An 18,032-nucleotide genomic window follows, 5' to 3' on the forward strand; every position below is an offset into this window, starting at 1 on the left:
GGGGGGCGCGAGCGGGCCCGGCGGGCAGGACGTAGGCTGATCGTCTCCCTGCCGCCGACCGATGGACACCGCATGCCCCCGCCGCACCCCCGACCCGCCGCCGGCCCCGGACGCGCCGAGGAGGCCGCGGCGGCCCTGCGCGCCGGCACCCCGGGCGCCCTGGACCGGGCCCTGGGCGTGGCCCGGGCGCTCGGCGCGGAGCTCCCCCTGCCCGGCGCCGGCCGCACCGGACAGCTGTGGCGGCGGCTCGCCGAGCTCGCCCGGCTCGACCTGTCCCTCGCCCGCGTGGTCGAGCCGCACCTGGACGCCCTCGCGATCCTGCACCAGGCGGGACTCGAGGAGCTCGCCGGTCCGCCCGCCGCCTGGGGCGTCTGGGCCGCCGAGGCCCCCGGTCACGAGCTCGTGGCCCGCCACGGGACCGGCGGATGGGAGCTCACGGGCACCAAGGCGTGGTGCTCGCTCGCCGCGCACCTCGACCGGGCCGTGGTCACCGCGAGCACCGGCGGAGGCCGCCGCCGGGCCTTCGCCGTGGACCTCGCCCACCCCGGGGTCGTCCCCGGGAGCACCGAGGACTGGCGGCCGGCCGGGCTGCGGGACGTGCCGACCGGCGCCGTGCGGTGCACGGCGGTGCCGGCCGTGCCGGTCGGCGAGGACGGGTGGTACCTGGAGCGCCCCGGCTTCGCCTGGGGCGGGATCGGCGTGGCCGCGTGCTGGTACGGCGGCGCGGCCGGGGTGGCCGACGTCCTGTGGGGAGACGCCGTGCGGCGCCGGGCCCCGGACGTGCGGCCGCTGGACCAGGTGGGGCACGCGGCGCTCGGCGTCGTCGACACCCTCCTGCACTCCGCCCGCACGGCCCTGCGCTCGGCGGCGGAGCAGGTCGACGCCGGCCGGGCCGGCGGGGAGCGCGGCGCGGTCCTGGCCCTGCGCACCCGCCGCGTCGTCGCCCGGACGGCGGAGGCCGTGACCGCGGAGGTCTCGGCCGCCACCGGGCCGGGCCCGCTCACCGGCGCCCCCGAGCACGTCCGCCGGGTGAGCGCCCTGCAGGTGTACGTCCGGCAGGAGCACGCGCAGCGGGACGCCGCGGCACTGGGCCGGGCCCTGCTCGAGGGCGCGGCGGGGGACCGCCCGTGGTGACGTTCGACCACCGGGACCCCGGCACCCCCGAGGCGGTGTGGGCGCGGGCGCCGCGCCTGCACGCCGCGCGCCCGCTCGAGCTCGACGGGATCGACCGCCTCGTGGTCCTCGCCGCCCACCCGGACGACGAGAGCCTCGGCGCGGGCGGCCTGATCTCCCTCGCGGCCCGGGCAGGCGCCCGGGTGCGGGTGGTCGTGGCGACCCTGGGCGAGCAGTCGCACCCGCGCTCGCCGACCCGGACCCCCGCCGACCTCGCCCGGGTGCGCCGGGCCGAGGCCTCCGCCGCCACGGACCGGCTCGCCGACGGCGTGGTCCCCGAGCTCCTGGGGCTGCCCGACGGGGCCCTGGCGTCGGCGGGGGAGGCGCTGCGCGCCCCCGTGGCCGAGGCCGCGGCGTGGGCCGCCGCGGGGCGGCGTGGCGTGCTGGCCGCCCCGTGGGGCGACGACGGGCACGTCGACCACGAGGTGCTGGGCCGGGCCGCCCGGGCGGCCGCCTCCGTCCACGGCGTCGAGTGTCTCGAGTACCCCGTCTGGCTGTGGCACTGGGGCGGGCCCGAGGACCTGCCCCCGCACGGGATCCGGGTCCTCGCCCTGGACGCCCCCGCGTGCGCGGCCAAGGAGCAGGCCCTGGCCGCGCACGCCTCGCAGGTCCTGCCGCTGTCCCCGGCCCCGGGCGACGAGGCCCTCCTGGGCCCCCACGTGCTGGCCCGGTTCCGCCGCCCGGCCGAGCACTTCTTCGTGCTCCCGCCCGCAGGACAGGCCCCGGACGCCGCCGCCGTGTTCGACGACGTCCACCGCGGCGCCGAGGACCCCTGGGACGTCGACTCATCCTGGTACGAGCGGCGCAAGCGCGCCGTGACCCTCGCCGCGCTGCCGCGACCCCGGTACCGCCGGGTCCTGGAGGCGGGGTGCTCCCTCGGCGCCCTCACCGCCGAGCTCGCGGACCGGGCGGAGTCCGTGCTGGCCGTGGACGCGAGCGGGGTGGCGGTCGAGCGCGCCCGGCAGCGGCTGGCGGAGCTCCCCGGCGTGCAGGTGGAGCAGCGCAGGCTGCCCGGGCAGTGGCCGCCCGGGCGGTTCGACCTCGTGGTGGTCTCCGAGACCGGCTACTTCCTCGACGCCGCGCAGCTGGGCGGGCTCCTCGACCGCGTGGCCGGGTCCCTCGAGCCGGACGGCCACCTCCTGCTGTGCCACTGGCGCCACCCGATCGAGGGCTGGCCCCTCGACGGGGCCGACGTGCACGCCGCCGTGCACGCGGACGCCCGCTTCGGGCCCCTGCTGCGCCACACGGAGCGCGACTTCCTGCTGGAGGTCTTCGAGCCCGTGGGGCCGCGGACCGCCGGCGCGGGCACGTGCTGACCGGGGTGGAGCGGGTGGTCGTGGTGGTGCCGGTCCGGAACGAGGAGCGGCTGCTCGGCCGGTGCCTGGCCACGGTGCAGCACGCCGCCGCCCGGGCGCGGGCGGCCCGGCCCCCGGTGCAGGTGGACGTCGTCGTGGCCCTGGACCGCTGCACCGACGGCAGCGCCCGGATCGCCGCGGCGGCGGGGGCGGACGCCGTCGCCGGGTCCTGGGGCACCGCGGGGGCGGCCCGGGCCGCCGCGGTGGCCGCCGCGGGAGCCGCCGGGGCGCGCACCTGGATCGTGTCGACCGACGCCGACAGCGCGGTGCCCGCGCACTGGCTCACCGGCCACCTGGACGCGGCCGGGCGCGGGGCGGAGCTGCTCCTGGGCACCGTGGAGCCCGACCCCGGGGACCTGGCCGCGGGTCTCCTGGCGCGCTGGCACGCCCGGCACCGGCTGGAGGAGGGGCACCCCCACGTGCACGCGGCGAACCTGGGCGTGCGCGCCGACGTGTACGCCGCGTGCGGGGGCTTCCCGGCCCTGCCGCACGGCGAGGACGTCGGGCTGGCTGAGGCGGCGCGGGCGCGCGGGCACCGGGTGCTCGCCACGGACCGGGTGCGGGTGCTGACCTCGGGCCGGAGCACCGGCCGGGTCGACCGGGGATTCGCCGGCTATCTGCGGGCGCTGGCGGGGGAGCCGCAGGGCCTCGGCGCGGGGCAGGGCTGAGCGCACGGGCCGGACCCGGCTACGCGGGGAGCGGACAGCCCTGGCCAGGGACCGGCCCCGTCTGCCTACGGTGGGGCCGTACCGTTGCCGACGAGAGGAACCACCCGTGTCCGAGAACAGCCTGTCCGCCAGCCGCGTCATCGACGCCCCCGCCGACGCCATCTTCGACGTCCTCAGCCTGCCCTCGCGCCACCGGCAGATCGACGGCTCCGGCACGGTCGTCTCCGGCGACGACCAGCGCATCCAGAAGGTCGGCCAGGTGTTCGTGATGAACATGAACGGCGAGCACATGGGCGGCGACTACGTCATGGAGAACACCGTCTCCGGCTACGACGAGAACAAGCTCCTCGCCTGGAAGCCCAAGCCGCAGGGCGCCGAGCTGGAGGGCTGGGAGTGGATCTGGGAGCTCGAGCCCCAGGGCCCCGGCGCCACGCTGGTCACCGAGACCTACTCGTGGGAGCACGCGACCCCGGAGGCCAAGAAGGCCGTGTCCTTCCCGCTCTTCGAGGAGGGCGCCCTGGAGCACTCCCTCGAGCGGCTCGCGGCGGCCGTCTCCGAGAAGTGAGCACCTGAGCCGCCGAGACGGGACGGAGCCCGGTCACCCGTGGTGACCGGGCTCCGCCGTGCCCGCGGTCACCGCCGGCGGGCGGCGCGGACGGAGGCCGCCGCGGGATCGACCCACAGGATCTCCCACTGGTGGCCGTCGGGGTCCCGGAAGCAGCGCGAGCGCAGGAAGCCGTAGTCCTGGGCGTCGCCCTCGGTCCCGCCGGCGCGGACGGCGCGGTCGACGATGACGTCGATCTCGTCCGGGGAGTCGACGCTGAGCGCGTTGACCACGGAGGCGTCGGCCGGGGTGCCGGGGGTCCCGGGCCCCACCAGGCGCAGGTGGCGGTCCTCGCTCAGGACCATGACGTGCTCGTCCTCGCGGATCTCGACGGTCCCGGCGCCGGTGCCCTCGAACGCGGGGTGCAGCCGCCAGCCGAGACAGGAGTAGAACCGTTTCGATCGCTCCAGGTCCGAGACGGGAAGGGTGATGAAGTCTGTCGGTGCCATGGTGCTCCCCTTCGTGGTGCGGCGGGACCCGCCCTCAGCATGGCCCCGGACCGGCGGGGCCGCAACGGTGTGACGGGATCCTCGCCCGCATGTCAGGACGGCATCGGAACGGCATCGTCACGGCATCGGCGCGGGGCCGGAATGGGCGCGGGCGCCCCGGGGTTGGAACGGGCATGCGAGTCATCGGAGTCGAGACGTTCGGAGGGCCCGAGGTCCTCGCCGTCCACGAGGTGCCGGACCCCCACCCCGGCCCCGGAGAGGTGCGGATCCGGGTCAGGGCGGCCGCCGTCAGCCCCACGGACACCCTGCTGCGCGCGGGCGGTCAGCCCGTGGAGCACCTGCGGCCGCCGTACGTGCCGGGGATGGACGCGGCCGGGGTCGTCGACGAGGTGGGGGAGGGCAGCGCCTGGCGGGTGGGGGACGCGGTCATGGCCATCGCCCTGCCGCGCGGGGAGCACGGGGGCGCCTACGCGGAGCTCCTGGTCGCCCCCGACGACTCGATCGCCCGCCTCCCGGCGGACACGGACTTCGCCACGGCCGCCACGCTGCCCATGAACGGGCTCACGGCCCTGCAGGTCCTCGAGGTGCTGGACCTCCAGCCCGAGCAGACCCTGGCCGTCACCGGGGCCGCCGGGACCCTCGGCAACTACGTGGTGGAGCTCGCCAAGCACGAGGGCCTCACCGTGATCGCGGACGCCGCGGAGCAGGATCTGGAGCTCGTCGACAGTCTCGGCGCCGACCACGTGGTGGCGCGCGGGGACGACGTCGCCGAGCGGATCCGGGAGTTCTTCCCCGACGGGGTCGACGCCCTCGTGGACGCCGCCGTGCTGAGCGAGAAGGCGGCCCCTGCCGTCCGGGACGGCGGAGGGTTCGCGACCGTGCGGCACTGGACGGGGGACCCGGGCCGGGGGATCACCGTGCACCGGATCAGCGTGCCCCAGGAGTACCACTCGGGCGCGAAGCTGGACCGGCTGCGCCGGTACGTGGAGGAGGGGGTGCTCTCCCTGCGCGTGGCCGCCGTCCTGCCCGCCGCGGACGCCGCCGAGGCGCACCGCCGGCTCGAGGCCGGGGGCGTGCGGGGGCGGCTCGTCCTCGAGTTCTGACCCGCCCCGGTCCCGGAAGCGGTCCTAGAAGTGCGAGCGGTACTGGTGGTCGATGCCGACCTGGTCCACCTTCCGGTGGAAGCGCATCCCGGCCAGGCCGCCGAGGACCGCCGCGAGCAGCGGGATCAGGACGGCGACCACCAGGGCGATGATGCCGCCCGTGGTCAGGGCGCCCTCGCCGATGGGGATGCGGGGGAAGCTGTTGAGCTCGCGCAGCACGTTGAACTGCTCGCCCGCCACCGCGCCCAGGACCGCCAGGACGATCGCGATGAGGACCGCCCACACCCACACGGCGACCCCCTGCTTGGCGCCGTCGAACCGGGCCATCCGCCCGGCCACGTAGCCCCCGGCGAAGTAGGCGACGAAGAGGACCAGGGCCAGGGCGATGCCGCTGACGAGGCCCACGGTGCCGGCGTCCTGCGCCACCTGCTCCGCGATCTCGCCCGGGTCCGAGCTGGTCGCCACCCCCACGCCCGCGCCGATCGCACCGAGCAGGGCGGTGAGCAGCACGGCGATGCCCGTGGCGGTCATCCAGCCGAAGAACGCGGAGCCGAACTTCACGCCCCCGAACTCCCGCTTCTCCGCGGCGACCACCTCCTGCCGCCGCCCCCGCGGGGTGGAGGCGCCCGGCCGGTCCTTTCCGCGCTCCCGGGGATCCTCCGGGACGGTCGATCCTGACGGGTCCTGGTGTGCCATGACGCTCTCCTCGTCTCCGACCATCAGCTTGCTCAAGAGCTTCCTCTCCTCGGTCGCGGTCCGCAACGGCTCCGGCCGGGGGGTGTGCGCCGCGTCACCGCCGGGAATAGGCTGGTGCCCCCGGGCCGTCCCGCACGGCGGTCCGCGCTCTGCACGGAGGGAAGGCGACGACCATGGAGCACGCTCCCGACTTCGAGCCCCGCACGGCCGTGGTGACCGGCTCCGACTCCGGCATCGGGCGTGCGACCGCCGTGGCGCTCGCGGCGGCCGGCATGGACGTGGGGATCACCTGGCACCGGGACGAGGAGGGTGCCGAGCGGACGGCGGAGGAGGTCCGGTCCTACGACCGCCGGGCCGTGGTGGCGCGGCTGGACACCACGGAGCTGGAGCGCTGCGGCGCCGTCGTCGATGGCCTCGTGCAGCGGCTGGGCGGCCTGGACGTGTTCGTGCACAACTCGGGCACGGGGGCGAACGTCCCGTTCCTGGAGACGTCCCTGGGCACGTGGCGCAAGGTGCTCGCCACCGATCTCGACGGCGCGTTCGTGTGCCTCCAGGCAGCGGCGCGGCATCTGGTGGCCGCCGGACGGGGCGGGCGGCTGATCGCCGTCACGAGCGTCCACGAGCACGTGCCCCGGGTCGGCTCGAGCGCCTACGACGCCGCCAAGCACGGCCTCGGAGGACTCGTGAAGACCATCGCGCTCGAGCTGGGGGAGCACGGGATCACCGCGAACTCGGTGGCCCCGGGGGAGATCGCCACCCCCATGACGGGGCAGGAGGACGAGAACCCGAGGGCCGCCCACCGTCCCGGCGTGCCGCTGGGCCGGCCCGGGGACGCCCGCGAGGTCGCCGCGGTCATCGCGTTCCTCGCGTCCCCGGCCTCCGCCTACGTCACCGGGGCGTCCTGGGTCGTCGACGGCGGCATGGTGCAGATGGGACCGCAGGCGGGCTCGCACCTGACGAGCGACGAGTGGCGGAAGGGGTAGCCGCTCCCGCACGCACGCGGCCCCGGTCCCTCCGCGGGAGCGGAGCAGTGCCCGCCGGAGGGGCCCTCAGCGGTCGAAGTGGGTGGTGGCCGGGCCCTGTCCGACGGTGGCGACCAGCTCCGCGGCCAGGTCGCGCAGCTTGACGTTGCGGTGGCTGGAGGCGGACCGGAGGATGTCGAAGGCCTGCTCCTGGGTGCAGCGGTTCTGGCCCATGACGATGCCCACGGCGAGATCGATGGTGGTGCGCGAGGCCATGGCCGCCTTCAGGTCCGCCTCGGCGTCCCGGTGCTTCTCCATCCGCACGGCCAGGCGCAGCGCGCTGGAGGCGGAGGCCACCTCGCGCTGGATGACCTCGATCGTCGCCCGGTCGAACTTGTGCGGACGGTCGGCGTAGACGTCCAGGGCCGCCGAGGCTTCGCCGGCGAGGTCCAGGGGCACCCCCAGGGCGGAGAGGATGCCGTGGGCGGCGGCGGCCCGGCCGTACTCGGGCCACCGGGGATCGGAACGGGTGTCCGGGACGTGGACCAGCCGGTTCTCGCGGGACGCCGTGAGGCACGGCCCGTCGCCGTAGTGGTACTGGATCTCGTCCAGGGCCTCGGCCGCGGGGCTCGAGGAGGCCACGGTGGAGGACCGCTTCGGCCGGAGCAGGGTGACCGCGCACCACACCTCGTCCCCGTCGGTGGACAGGGCCTGGGCGATGCGGCCCGAGAGGGCGTCGAGGAAGGACGCGATGTCCTCGCTCTCGAGCAGCAGCTCGTGCGGGGACGCCCCCGCCGGGCCGCCCGTCTGGTGCTCCGTCATGGTTCTCCTCCGGTGCTCGCGGCAGGCACGCGGTCCCGGTTGCCCGGGGGCCGTGCCGTCGCGGTGTCTCCGACGTGTCAGGGTCCATCATGCCGTGTTCCCGGGCCGTCGGTCCCGGCCCCGGGCCGACCGGGACGGGGGGGGGTGCCTCTATGGTTTCCGTCAAGCGGCCAGGGCCACCGGTGACGTGTTCTGGGGCTCGGTGGGGTCTTGGTAGAGGGTGCCGTCGCGCAGCATGGCGAACAGGACGTCGGTCCGTCGGCGGGCCAGGGCGATGATCGCCTGGTTGTGGCGTTTGCCCTGGGCGCGTTTCCGGTCGTAGTAGGCCCTCGAGGGTGGGTGGTTGAGTGAGGCGAAGGCCGAGAGGAACAGTGCCCGCTTCAGGCGTTTGTTGCCGCCCTTGGCGGCGTGCTCGCCGCGGATCGAGGTTCCCGACCTTCGGGTGACCGGGGCGATCCCGGCGTAGGAGGCCAAATGCCCGGCATCTCGGAAGTCCTTGCCGACGACCTCGGTGAGGATTCTCGCGGCGGTCCTGACCCCTATCCCGGGCATCGAGGTCAGGACCGGGCAAAGAGGGTGGGCCTCCACGAGGGCCTCGACCTGGGCGGCCACCGTGGCCCGTTGGTGGATCAGGCCGGCCAGCTGCCCGGCCAGGATCGGCACGACGGTGGCGGCGGCCTCGGTGCCGGCCACGACCACGGTCTGCTGCCCCAGAGCGTCGAAGATTTCCTCGGTGAGGGTCTCGGCCAGCCGGGGTGCGTGCTTCTTGAGCCTTGCCCGCACGTGGCCCCTGCCGGCCGCGGCGAGCTTGGCCGGGGTCGGGTAGCGGCTGAGCAGATCGGCGACCGCCGGGTGGGTCACCCGCGATCCCAGGACCCGTTCCAGGGCGGGGTGGATCTGGGTGAGCATGCCCCGTAGGCGGTTGGAGGTGGCGGTGATCTGGGTGGCGAGGTCGTCGTCGAAGCCGGCCAGCACGGCCAGTTCGGCGATCTGGGCCTCATCGACCTGGATGTCACGCAGGGTGTGCGGCATGGTCCGGGCGGCCTCGGCGATGATCAGTGCGTCGCGGGCGTCGGTCTTGGCCGTGCCCGGGTGCAGATCGGCGATCCGGCGCATCGCCAGCCCGGGCAGGTAGGCCACCTGTACGCCATCGGTGCCTTCGGCGACGGCCACCGGCAACGCCCCGATCGTGGCCGGCTGGTCCACGACCATCAGCACCGGCCCATGGGCCGCGGCCAGGTCGGTGAGGATGGCCCGCAGCCGGGTCTCGTCGTTAGGCAGGGCCTTGTCGTAGACCGTCTTCCCCGCAGCCGTCACCGCCACGGCGTGGTGGTCGGACTTGCCGACGTCGAGGCCGACGAACACCGCCGGTTGTGGTTGCTCTGACATGGCCGGGCCCCTTCTCATCCGCTGCTGTACGAGCATGCTGGCCGGCCGGATGGTGATCACGCTCGGCATCCACGTTACGAAGGCCCTAATCCAGCGGGCCCTGCCTCTATTAGCGATCCGCGATCACCGGACCGGTCCTCGGTGACTACACCCCCCGGATCATGGATGACTGGGGGCAAACGATCATGCCGAGGACCGGCCGGTCAGCACCCCTCCATCCTGTCGGACCGAGGAGTTGGGAAGAAGGTAACGGGGGGGGGGGGGGGCGGGACCGGGCGGGCTTAGAGTGGGTGCCGCAACCTCCGCCTGCGTCCGCTCCGGCACGCACCGACCCGAGAACTGAGGCCCTGGTGAGCGTTCCGTCCGCCGCCGTCGCGTCCCGCACCGGACGCTCGACGGCGCTGACCGGCCTGGTGTGGCTGCTGCTGGCGGGCGTGCTGGTGCGGTCCGTGTGGCTGGTCCTCGACAGCAGCATCGACCTGGACGTCTACCGGCTCGGCGGGATGGCCGTGGTGGACCGGCACGGCTTCGACGACGAGCTCTACGGCCCCGGGCTCAGCCCGGACGGCGACGGCGGGCTGCCGTTCACCTACCCGCCGTTCGCGGCGCTGCTGTTCGTGCCGCTCGCCTTCCTCCCCGAGCGGCTCACCGAGCTCGCCCTGGGGCTCGCCTCGATGGGCGTCGCCGCGGTCCTCTCGGCCGTGCTCCTGCGCCGGGCGGCCGCCCGCGGCCGGCCGCTGCCCCTGCAGGCCCTGCTGGGCCCCGCCACCGCCGTGGCCGCCGGCACCGCCGTGCTGCTGTGGTCGGGGCCGTGGATGCGCAACGTGGGTCTCGGGCAGATCAACGCGCTGCTCATGGCCCTGGCGCTCTACGACCTGCTGCGCACCCGCGACGACACCCTGCTGGGCCGGATCCCGCGCGGGTTCTGGATCGGCCTGGCCGCCGGCATCAAGCTGACCCCCCTCGCGTTCGGGCTGGTGTTCCTCGTGCGCGGACAGCTGCGGCCGATCCTCACGATGGGCCTCACCTTCGCCGCGACCGTGGTGATCGGGTTCCTGGCGCTGCCGCGGGACGCGGTCGTGTTCTGGACCGAGGCCGTGCTCAGCGACGAGCGCGTCGGCGACACCGCGTACGTCGACAACACCTCGCTGCAGGGGGTGCTCCTCCACCTCGGCGTCCCCGGGGGGCCGGAGCCCCTGCTGCGCGGGGTCCTGCTCCTCGCCGCGGTCGTGGGCGTCGCCCTGCTGATCCGGGTCCTCGCCGCCCGGGGGATGATCCTCTCCGTGGTGGCGGTCAACGCCCTCCTCATGCTCTACCTGTCCCCGGTCACCTGGTCCCACCACCACGTGTGGTGGGGGCTCGTGTGCACGGCGCTGTGGGTCGAGGCGTGGCCGGCGTTCCTCCGGGACGGTCCGCGCCGGCTCGCCCTGGTGCTGGGCGGGGTCGCGCTGGTGGGCCTGTACGTCGGGCCGATCCGCTGGGACGCGTGGCTGAGGCCGGTGGGGGTCCCCGGGCCGGCGATCGACGCCGTGGCCGCGCTGCCCTATCTCGCCCTGTTCCTGCTCCTGGGCCTGTGGGTGGTCACCGGGCTGCGGGCCGGGGCCCGGGAGAACCGCGGGGCCGGTCGTGGCTGAGCCCGGCGGCTGGACCGGCTACGACCGCGGCAGCCGGGGCTACCGCCGGGTGCTGCTGGCGCTGCTGTGCGCCGGCGTGGCGACGTTCGCCCAGCTCTACTCCGTGCAGGGCGTGCTGCCCCTCCTGGCCGCGGACCTCGGGATCGACGCCGCGCGGGCCTCCCTGGGCGTCTCCGCCGCGACCTTCGGCCTCGCCGTGGGCGTCCTGCCGTGGTCCGTGGTCTCCGACCGGTGGGGCCGGCTGCGGACCATGGTCATGGCCGTCGTCTCCGCCACGGTCCTGGGGCTCGTCATGCCCCTGGCGCCGAGCTTCGAGGCCGTGGTGGCGCTGCGCTTCGCGGAGGGCATCGCCCTGGGCGGGATCCCCGCCGTGGCCATGGCCTACCTCGCGGAGGAGCTCGACCGCCGGCACGCCGCCGTGGCCGCCGGCACCTACGTGGCGGGCACCAGCCTGGGCGGCCTCGCCGGGCGCATCATCGCCGCACCCGTGGGCGACGCGTTCGGCTGGCGGACCGGCACGATCACCGTGAGCGTGCTCGCCGCGCTCGCCGCCGTGGTCTTCGTCCTCATCGCCCCGCGCCAGCGCGGGTTCGTGCGCCAGACCGTCCGGCTCACCGGGCCGGCCGGGCTGCTCGGGCGGCTGGGGGCGAATCTGGCGGACCGCGGTCTGCTGGTGCTCTACCTGCAGGGCTTTCTGCTCATGGGCGGGTTCGTGGCGATCTACAACTACCTGGGCTTCCACCTCGGCGAGGAGCCGTTCGGGGTGTCCCAGACCGTGGTGAGCCTCCTGTTCCTCGCCTACCTCTCGGGCACCTGGTCCTCCGGGACGGCCGGCCGGATCGCGGCGGCCCACGGGCGCCGGGTGGTCCTCGCGAGCAGCGGGACCGTGATGCTCGCCGGGCTGCTGGCCACGCTGGTCCCGTCGATCCCCGTGATCGTCGTGGGGCTGCTGCTGTTCACCGCGGGCTTCTTCGCCGCGCACGCCGTGGCGTCCGGGTGGGTCCCGGTGCGCTCCCGCACCGGCAAGGCGCAGGCCTCGTCCCTCTACACGCTCTTCTACTACGCGGGCTCGTCCGTGCTGGGCACGGCCGGCGGGGTCTTCTACACGGTCACCGGCTGGGCCGGGGCCGTCGGCTTCGTGGCGGCCCTCGTGGTCCTCGCCGTGCTGCTGGTGCTCCTGGTCCTCCGGGAGCCCGAGCCGGCCTGAGCGCTCCGCGCCGGCGGAGCCGGGCTCAGTCCTCCGTGCCGCCCCACCGCAGGGGGAGCACCTCGAAGGAGCTCGCGAGCGGCACCCCGAGCCGCTCGCCCACGGCGGCGGCGTTGCCCCGCAGGAAGGCGTCCGGGTCGAAGTCGGTCCAGCCCAGGCCCTCGAGGTAGGCGCCGTGCGCGCGCAGGGACTCCACGCCGGCGTCGAAGGTCTCCGTGACGTCCGCCGCGTGCCGGGAGTCGGGCGAGGCCGCCGCCCACACCGCCAGCACGTCGGGCCACGGCTGCAGGCCCGCCTCGACCTGCTCCGGGAAGACCCACCGGTTGCCGGCGTCCCGCACGGCGTCCAGGGTGGCCCGGCCCGTGGCGATGTGGTCGGCCTGGTTCAGGTTGGTGGCGCCGTCCCAGGTGTCGCGGAAGTTGTTGGTGATGACCACGTCCGGGCGGTGCCGGCGGACCACCTCCGCGATCCGGCGCCGCAGCGCCACCCCGTACTCGAGCACCCCGTCCGGCAGGTGCAGGAACTCCACCTGCTCCACGCCCACGACCCGGCAGGACTCCCGCTGCTCCGCCTCCCGCAGCGGACCGCACTGCTGCGGCTCGAGGCCGTCGATGCCGGCCTCGCCGCTGGTGACGAGGCAGTACACCACGTCCTTGCCCTGTCCGGTCCAGCGGGCCACGGCCGCGGCGGCGCCGAACTCCATGTCGTCCGGGTGCGCCACCACCACCAGGGCGCGCTGCCAGTTCTCGTCGACGTGCGTGAGCGGGGTCTCGGTCATGGTCCCCATCATGGCCCCGCCGCCGGGGACCGGCAACGGCGGCTCGCCCGGCGTCGACGGTCCGGCAGGCCGCCCCGGCCCCGGGCGAGCGCTGCGCCGCTCAGCGGCCGGCGGCGGCGGGCACCAGCGGCAGCGCCTCCGTCGGGGCCTCCGCCGGGGACGTCTGCTCCCCGGCCGGGAACTGCTCCGCCACGCCGCCGGCGCCGTGGTCCCGCTCCGCGTCCCTGTCCGCGTCCGTGCTCTCGTCCGCGCTCTCGTCCGTGGGCCGGGCGCGGTCCCGGACGGCGCCCACGAGCTGCCACAGCGCGTAGCCGAACAGCGCCGCGGCGACCAGCACGATCCCGCTGCGCTTCTGCTCCGCGTCCAGGAGGGTGGCGGCGTAGCCGGCCCAGGGCACGTGGTACTTCACCAGGCCGCGCAGCTGGGTGGCGGTGACCGGCTCCGCGTCCGGGGCGGCGTTGGCGTCGCCCTGCGTCGTGAAGCTGCGCCGCCCCTCGCCGTCCACCGCGACGCCCACGATCCGGTGGGTCACGAGGGTCGGGTCGTCCGGACGGGGCATGAACGTCACGACGTCCCCGGTGCTCAGTCCCGCGGCGTCGTCCTCGCCCTCGAGCGGGGCGACCACGACCTGGCTGCCGGTCGGGACGGTCGGCTCCATCGAGCCGGAGAGCACCGTCAGGGGCACCCAGCCGAGCGCGAGCGGGAGGACGACGACGGCGAGCAGCAGCGCGGCCACCGCGGCCAGGGCGAGCACGAGCAGCGGGTGGAGGGTCTTGCGGAGCACGGTGGTCATGACGGGAGTCCTTCACAGTTGATGTTGTGGCTTGCGCCGGCCGTCCTGACCGTCCACGCATAGGCGCTGTCCACGTGGGGGATGGCTCCGCCCGTGAGCACGGCCCGGACGAGGACGTCGTAATCCTGATTCTTCTCGTGGCCCGCGACACTTCGGAGCTCGTCGGTGGACAGCCGGATCTCCCGTGCGGAGCCGTCGGTCAGCCGCTTCACCGGCGTGGGCGCCACGGTGCTGCCCCTCGGGCGGACCAGGAGGTGCCACTCCGCCACGGTCGGAGCGCCGGTCCAGGACCACCGGAGCTGTGCGGCGCTGGTGTCCGCACCGCAGCGCGCCGCGTCCTGGGCCGTCGGGCGGTCGGGCGCGGTCACGGGGGGCTGCTCCACGGGAGGCGCCTCCACGGTGAACGGCGCCGTCCAGGAGCGGGTCGTCGACCAGGTGCCGGCCCCGAGGGTGCTGGCCTCCACCACGGTGACGACCTGCAGCACCTGCCCGTCGAGCGCACGGAGCGCGTCCTCGGCGACGGCGTCGGTCGAGACGGTCAGGCACAGCCCGGCAGGCCGGTCGTGCTCCAGGGACGCCCGCGTCCCGCCGTCGACGCGGGCCGGGGCGGATCCTCCGGGTGCGGTGGCGGTCCACTCGGCCGGCGCCGCGCCGTCGTCGCAGGCCGCGCCGGTGCGGTACGCGAAGCGCATGCCCGCCGGCGCGGCCACGGACCGCCCGGCGGAGTCCACCAGGGAGACCTGCACCGGCCGGTACCGGACGTCGAAGCCGGACGTGCTGGTCAGGGTCGCGGCGCCTCCGGCGCCCTCGACCGCGGTGATCTCGAAGCCGATCCGGCCCGTGGTCATGGTGGGCACCTCGGCGAGGGCGGTGGCGGACCAGCGGGCGTGGGTCCCGCCGTTCGGGGTCGTGAGCACGATGACGGCGAGCAGGACGAGGACGCCGAGCACGTAGGCCGTGGGAGTGCGGTACTGGCTCATGGGAGCTCCTGGGGGAGGGGGGGTCAGTGCTGGGTGAGGGCGACCGTGAGCGGGCCCGGCGTGACGGTCGTGCCCTGGGCGGCGGGGTCCGGGGACACCTCGTAGGAGACGGTGACGTCGTAGACCGCGCCGTCGTGGGCCGAGGTCACCGTCCAGGAGGACGGCCCGGGCTGCGGCGGCGCGCCGGAGACCGGCACCAGCTCGACGCGGGGGACGACCGCGCCGCCGGCCGGCACGCCGGGATCGACCGTGAGGGTCGCGGCGATGTTCGCGCCCTCGACGTCGAGGACCGCGCGGGTCGTGACGACGACCGTGTCGCCGGGGGCCAGTGCGGACAGGGCGTCCGCCGCTCCGGTGAGGTCGGTGGATCCGCGCCGGAGGGCACCGGTCGTGGGATCGACGTCGGTGCGGTGGAGGGTCGCCCGCGCGGGCTCCAGCGCCACGTCGAGGGCGCCGGTGCTGACGGCCTGCGTCTCGAGCGGTGCCGTGTCGGACCAGCGGGCGGCCGTTCCGAGGCTGTTGCCCAGCAGGGTCAGTGCCAGGAGCGCGGCCGCGGCGGCGGCGAGGGCGCGGCCGGCGGTCGAGGGGCGGGAGCGGGAAGTGCGCGTCATGGGGGCCTCTGGGGGTGAGACGGAGCGAGACGGGGACGGGGCACCCCGGTGCGACATCGTCGCTACACCGGGGTGCCGTGGGGCCGGTCGGCCCCGCGTCACACGTTCTGCACGAGCGTGAGCTTCATGGCGTCCAGGGCGAAGTTCTCGTCCTGCATCGTCTGCCCGTTAGTGAGCTGCTCCGGCCAGGTGATCTTCGCCGTCACTGTGATCGGCTGACCGTTGTCCGCCGGCGTGACCCGGTACTTGCCGTCGCCGTCCGTGTCCTGGTCGGCCAGACCCGTGATCGTGACGTCGTAGCCCAGGGCGCCGTGGGCCAGCATCTGCTGGATGCCGGTCGGCAGCTCGGAGGTGTCCACGGAGAGGGTGCCGGTGACGTTCTTGCCCTCGGCGACCACGGAGCTGCCGACGGTGTAGGACAGCGAGTCGCCGGGGACCATTTCGAAGGAACCGAAGTCCTCGAGCACGCCGTGCTGATCGGACCACTGGGTCGTGGTGATCTTGCCGAGATGGAGCTTGCCGGTGGACACCGAGGTGCCGGCGGCGAAGATGTCCTTGTCGTCGGACCACTTGGAGAAGGTGCCGCCGCCGGCGGCGAGGAGGCCGACGGCCACGGCGCCGGCCAGGACGGCCTTGCCGGCGCGCCGGTTCCGGCCGGCCTTCGCGGTGGACTCGGACAGGGGGGTCTGCGCTGCAGTGTTCATGGTTCCGCCTTCGAGCGAGAGAGGGGTGAGAGGAGAGGCCGCGCGGGATCGGTGCGCGTGTGGTGCCGGGCATCCGGTGGGGTGTCCGCGGAGGCGGCGTGCACCCGGTCCCCCCGGATCACGGGGGACGGGGTGCTCGCTGCGACGGCCGCGCCTCGGCGCGCCGGCCCGTGGAACCGCAGTGGATCGCCCGGAGGATCCGCCGGCAGCCCTGCCGCCGAATTCCCTTGACACGTCAACTCTAGACAAAAGTCTATGAATAAGAACAGAACTTGCCTGTCCCCACTTCGCCCGACGTTACTGTTCGGTAATGCGGCTGCTTCGGCCGCCACGGGCCGCGCCCATAGGATGCCGGGGGAGGGCTCCCACCCGGTGGAGCCGGGACCGGAGGACCGCCATGACCCGAGCTTCCCAGCGGCGCCGCGTGCACCGGTACACCGCCGACGGCGGCGGGACCGGACGCGCGGACACCCTGGCCGGTGAGGAGCCCCTGGAGATCCGGCTCGACGGCAGGCCGTTCACCGTCACGATGCGCACCCCGGGTCACGACTTCGACCTCGTGGCCGGGTTCCTCGTCTCCGAGGGCGTGGTGCGCGCGCCGGCCGAGATCGTGCAGATGGACTACCGCAGCGGCATCGGTCCGGACGGGCAGCGGACCTACAACGTGGTGGAGGTGCGGCTCGCGCCGGGGGTCGCCCTGCCGGACACCTCCATGGAGCGGCACGTCTACACGTCGTCGTCGTGCGGGGTCTGCGGCACGGCGTCCATCGAGGCCGTCACCAAGGTCTCCTCGTTCGACCCCGCCGCGGACCGGACCGGGCTCCCCGTGCCCGCGCTGCTCGCCCTGCCGGACCGGCTGCGCACCGGGCAGAAGCTGTTCGCCACGACCGGCGGCGTCCACGCCGCGGGGCTCTTCCGCTTCCCGGACGGCCCCGGCGGCGACGGCGAGCCCGAGCTGCTGTGCGTGCGGGAGGACGTGGGGCGGCACAACGCCGTGGACAAGGTCGTGGGCTGGGCCCTGCGCGAGGACCTCCTGCCCCTGGGCTCCACGGTGCTGCAGGTCTCGGGCCGCGCCTCGTTCGAGCTGGTGCAGAAGGCGTACATGGCCGGCGTCCCGGCGCTCGCGGCTGTCTCGGCGCCCTCGGCCCTCGCCGTGGACCTCGCGGAGCAGACGGGCGTCACCCTGCTCGGCTTCAGCCGCGGCACCTCCTTCAACGCCTATGCGCACCGGGAGCGCCTCGTCCCCTGAGCGGTCGGGGGAGCGCTCCGCCGCTGGCTACGATGGGGTCATGAAGCCCTTCCTGCTGCTCGCCACCCGCGCCGAGGACGACGTCGCGGACGAGGAGTACGAGACCATCTGCCGCTTCAGCGGCCTGCAGGAGAGCCACCTCCACCGGGTCCGGCTGGAGGCCGGGCCCATGCCGCCGATCGACCTCGAGCGCTACTCCGGGGTCGTCATCGGCGGGTCCCCGTTCAACTCCTCCGACCCGCCGCAGCAGAAGTCCGAGGTGCAGCGACGGGCCGAGTCCGAGATGCGGGACCTGCTCGACGAGGTCGTCGCCCGGGACTTCCCGTTCCTCGGCGCCTGCTACGGCGTCGGCACCCTGGGCACGCACCAGGGCGGGATCGTGGACCGCACCCGCGGCGAGGAGATCGGCGTCATCGAGGTCACCCTGACCGAGGAGGGGCTGCGGGACCCGCTGCTCCGGGAGTTCCCGCCGGCGTTCCACGGGTTCGTGGGGCACAAGGAGGGCACGCGCACCCTGGCGCCCGCAGCCGTCCTGCTCGCGACCGGCGCGGACTGCCCCGTCCAGATGTTCCGGATCAAGCAGAACCTCTACGCGACCCAGTTCCATCCCGAGCTCGACGCCCCCGCCCTGCTCCGCCGGATCGAGGCGTACAAGGAGCACGGGTACTTCCCGCCCGCCGAGGCCGAGGACGTCAAGAACCGCATCCGCACGGGGCCGCCCGTGACCCAGCCCGAGAAGATCCTCGCCGCGTTCGTGGACCGCTACGCCCGCTGACGCGCCGCGGACGGGCCCGTCCCGTCGTCACCGCGCGACGCGGAGCGACTTCTCCGCGGTCTGAGAGAGCGCTCTCTTGA

Annotated in this window: 19 protein-coding genes; 10 read left to right on the top strand and 9 right to left on the bottom strand. The window is 75.0% G+C overall.

Going from position 1 to position 18,032, the window contains the following annotated elements:
* Positions 1–72: 72 nt before the first annotated feature.
* From ACZ2G1_RS15795 to ACZ2G1_RS15810, 4 genes are all read left to right on the top strand, one after another.
* Positions 73–1,134 (top strand): acyl-CoA dehydrogenase family protein, encoded by a 1,062-nt coding sequence (locus tag ACZ2G1_RS15795; protein ID WP_470377135.1) that lies wholly within the window; start codon positions 73–75, stop codon positions 1,132–1,134.
* Entirely contained in the window at positions 1,131–2,489 is a 1,359-nt protein-coding gene (locus ACZ2G1_RS15800) for a bifunctional PIG-L family deacetylase/class I SAM-dependent methyltransferase (protein WP_260987148.1), read from the top strand. Before ACZ2G1_RS15795 ends, ACZ2G1_RS15800 begins: the two co-directional genes overlap by 4 nt.
* Entirely contained in the window at positions 2,483–3,196 is a 714-nt protein-coding gene (locus ACZ2G1_RS15805) for a glycosyltransferase (RefSeq protein WP_035925884.1), read from the top strand. Before ACZ2G1_RS15800 ends, ACZ2G1_RS15805 begins: the two co-directional genes overlap by 7 nt.
* A 106-nt stretch (positions 3,197–3,302) precedes the next feature.
* The gene (locus ACZ2G1_RS15810) at positions 3,303–3,761 is read left to right on the top strand and encodes an SRPBCC family protein (RefSeq protein ID WP_017832116.1); all 459 of its coding nucleotides are present in this window, start codon (positions 3,303–3,305) and stop codon (positions 3,759–3,761) included.
* A gap of 68 nt (positions 3,762–3,829) precedes the next feature.
* On the opposite strand, the gene ACZ2G1_RS15815 is transcribed toward ACZ2G1_RS15810, so the two are convergent.
* Positions 3,830–4,249 carry a VOC family protein gene (locus ACZ2G1_RS15815; protein WP_035925887.1) on the bottom strand — a complete coding sequence of 140 codons (420 nt, stop codon included), beginning with the start codon at positions 4,247–4,249 and terminating at the stop codon, positions 3,830–3,832.
* Between the two features lie 173 nt (positions 4,250–4,422).
* On the opposite strand from ACZ2G1_RS15815, the gene ACZ2G1_RS15820 reads away from it, so the two are divergent.
* Positions 4,423–5,352, top strand: a complete 930-nt coding sequence (locus ACZ2G1_RS15820; RefSeq protein WP_017832114.1) for an NADP-dependent oxidoreductase — start codon at positions 4,423–4,425, stop codon at positions 5,350–5,352.
* A 24-nt stretch (positions 5,353–5,376) separates the two neighbouring features.
* Here the strand turns inward: ACZ2G1_RS15820 and ACZ2G1_RS15825 are convergent, their stop codons facing one another.
* Positions 5,377–6,048 (bottom strand): hypothetical protein, encoded by a 672-nt coding sequence (locus tag ACZ2G1_RS15825; RefSeq protein ID WP_241975668.1) that lies wholly within the window; start codon positions 6,046–6,048, stop codon positions 5,377–5,379.
* 173 nt (positions 6,049–6,221) lie between these two features.
* On the opposite strand from ACZ2G1_RS15825, the gene ACZ2G1_RS15830 reads away from it, so the two are divergent.
* Complete coding sequence (locus ACZ2G1_RS15830; RefSeq protein WP_109222255.1) at positions 6,222–7,031, top strand: SDR family oxidoreductase; 810 nt, start codon at positions 6,222–6,224, stop codon at positions 7,029–7,031.
* Between the two features lie 66 nt (positions 7,032–7,097).
* Here ACZ2G1_RS15830 and ACZ2G1_RS15835 read toward each other — a convergent pair whose 3' ends face one another.
* A complete protein-coding gene (locus tag ACZ2G1_RS15835) occupies positions 7,098–7,832 on the bottom strand; it encodes a GAF and ANTAR domain-containing protein (protein WP_017832111.1) in 735 nt (244 codons plus the stop codon).
* Positions 7,833–7,994: 162 nt separating this feature from the next.
* Positions 7,995–9,221 carry an IS110 family RNA-guided transposase gene (locus tag ACZ2G1_RS15840; protein WP_058857733.1) on the bottom strand — a complete coding sequence of 409 codons (1,227 nt, stop codon included), beginning with the start codon at positions 9,219–9,221 and terminating at the stop codon, positions 7,995–7,997.
* A gap of 350 nt (positions 9,222–9,571) precedes the next feature.
* Here ACZ2G1_RS15840 and ACZ2G1_RS15845 point away from each other — a divergent pair, with 350 nt between their 5' ends.
* Both ACZ2G1_RS15845 and ACZ2G1_RS15850 read left to right on the top strand, forming a co-directional pair.
* Positions 9,572–10,855: a glycosyltransferase 87 family protein gene (locus ACZ2G1_RS15845; protein WP_272027118.1), complete on the top strand. Its 1,284-nt coding sequence runs from the start codon at positions 9,572–9,574 to the stop codon at positions 10,853–10,855.
* A complete protein-coding gene (locus tag ACZ2G1_RS15850; protein ID WP_017832109.1) occupies positions 10,848–12,062 on the top strand; it encodes an MFS transporter in 1,215 nt (404 codons plus the stop codon). The genes ACZ2G1_RS15845 and ACZ2G1_RS15850 overlap by 8 nt, the downstream gene beginning before the upstream one ends.
* A gap of 25 nt (positions 12,063–12,087) precedes the next feature.
* Here ACZ2G1_RS15850 and ACZ2G1_RS15855 read toward each other — a convergent pair whose 3' ends face one another.
* The 5 genes from ACZ2G1_RS15855 to ACZ2G1_RS15875 form a co-directional block, all read right to left on the bottom strand.
* On the bottom strand, positions 12,088–12,840 hold the full coding sequence (locus tag ACZ2G1_RS15855; protein ID WP_017832108.1) for a PIG-L deacetylase family protein: 753 nt from the start codon (positions 12,838–12,840) through the stop codon (positions 12,088–12,090).
* Positions 12,841–12,940: 100 nt separating this feature from the next.
* Positions 12,941–13,633, bottom strand: coding sequence for a signal peptidase I (locus ACZ2G1_RS15860; protein WP_470377136.1), 693 nt, complete (start codon positions 13,631–13,633; stop codon positions 12,941–12,943).
* Positions 13,630–14,613 carry a hypothetical protein gene (locus ACZ2G1_RS15865; RefSeq protein WP_115162277.1) on the bottom strand — a complete coding sequence of 328 codons (984 nt, stop codon included), beginning with the start codon at positions 14,611–14,613 and terminating at the stop codon, positions 13,630–13,632. Before ACZ2G1_RS15865 ends, ACZ2G1_RS15860 begins: the two co-directional genes overlap by 4 nt.
* Before the next feature lie 23 nt (positions 14,614–14,636).
* Positions 14,637–15,224 (bottom strand): hypothetical protein, encoded by a 588-nt coding sequence (locus tag ACZ2G1_RS15870; RefSeq protein WP_181821056.1) that lies wholly within the window; start codon positions 15,222–15,224, stop codon positions 14,637–14,639.
* Positions 15,225–15,322: 98 nt separating this feature from the next.
* The gene (locus ACZ2G1_RS15875; protein ID WP_470377137.1) at positions 15,323–15,928 is read right to left on the bottom strand and encodes an alternate-type signal peptide domain-containing protein; all 606 of its coding nucleotides are present in this window, start codon (positions 15,926–15,928) and stop codon (positions 15,323–15,325) included.
* A 397-nt stretch (positions 15,929–16,325) separates the two neighbouring features.
* Here ACZ2G1_RS15875 and fdhD point away from each other — a divergent pair, with 397 nt between their 5' ends.
* Positions 16,326–17,177 carry a formate dehydrogenase accessory sulfurtransferase FdhD gene (fdhD, locus tag ACZ2G1_RS15880; RefSeq protein WP_470377138.1) on the top strand — a complete coding sequence of 284 codons (852 nt, stop codon included), beginning with the start codon at positions 16,326–16,328 and terminating at the stop codon, positions 17,175–17,177.
* A 40-nt stretch (positions 17,178–17,217) separates the two neighbouring features.
* On the top strand, positions 17,218–17,952 hold the full coding sequence (locus ACZ2G1_RS15885) for a glutamine amidotransferase (protein ID WP_470377139.1): 735 nt from the start codon (positions 17,218–17,220) through the stop codon (positions 17,950–17,952).
* Positions 17,953–18,032: the final 80 nt, after the last annotated feature.

It is taken from the genome of Kocuria sp. KKT182, from assembly GCF_055635395.1.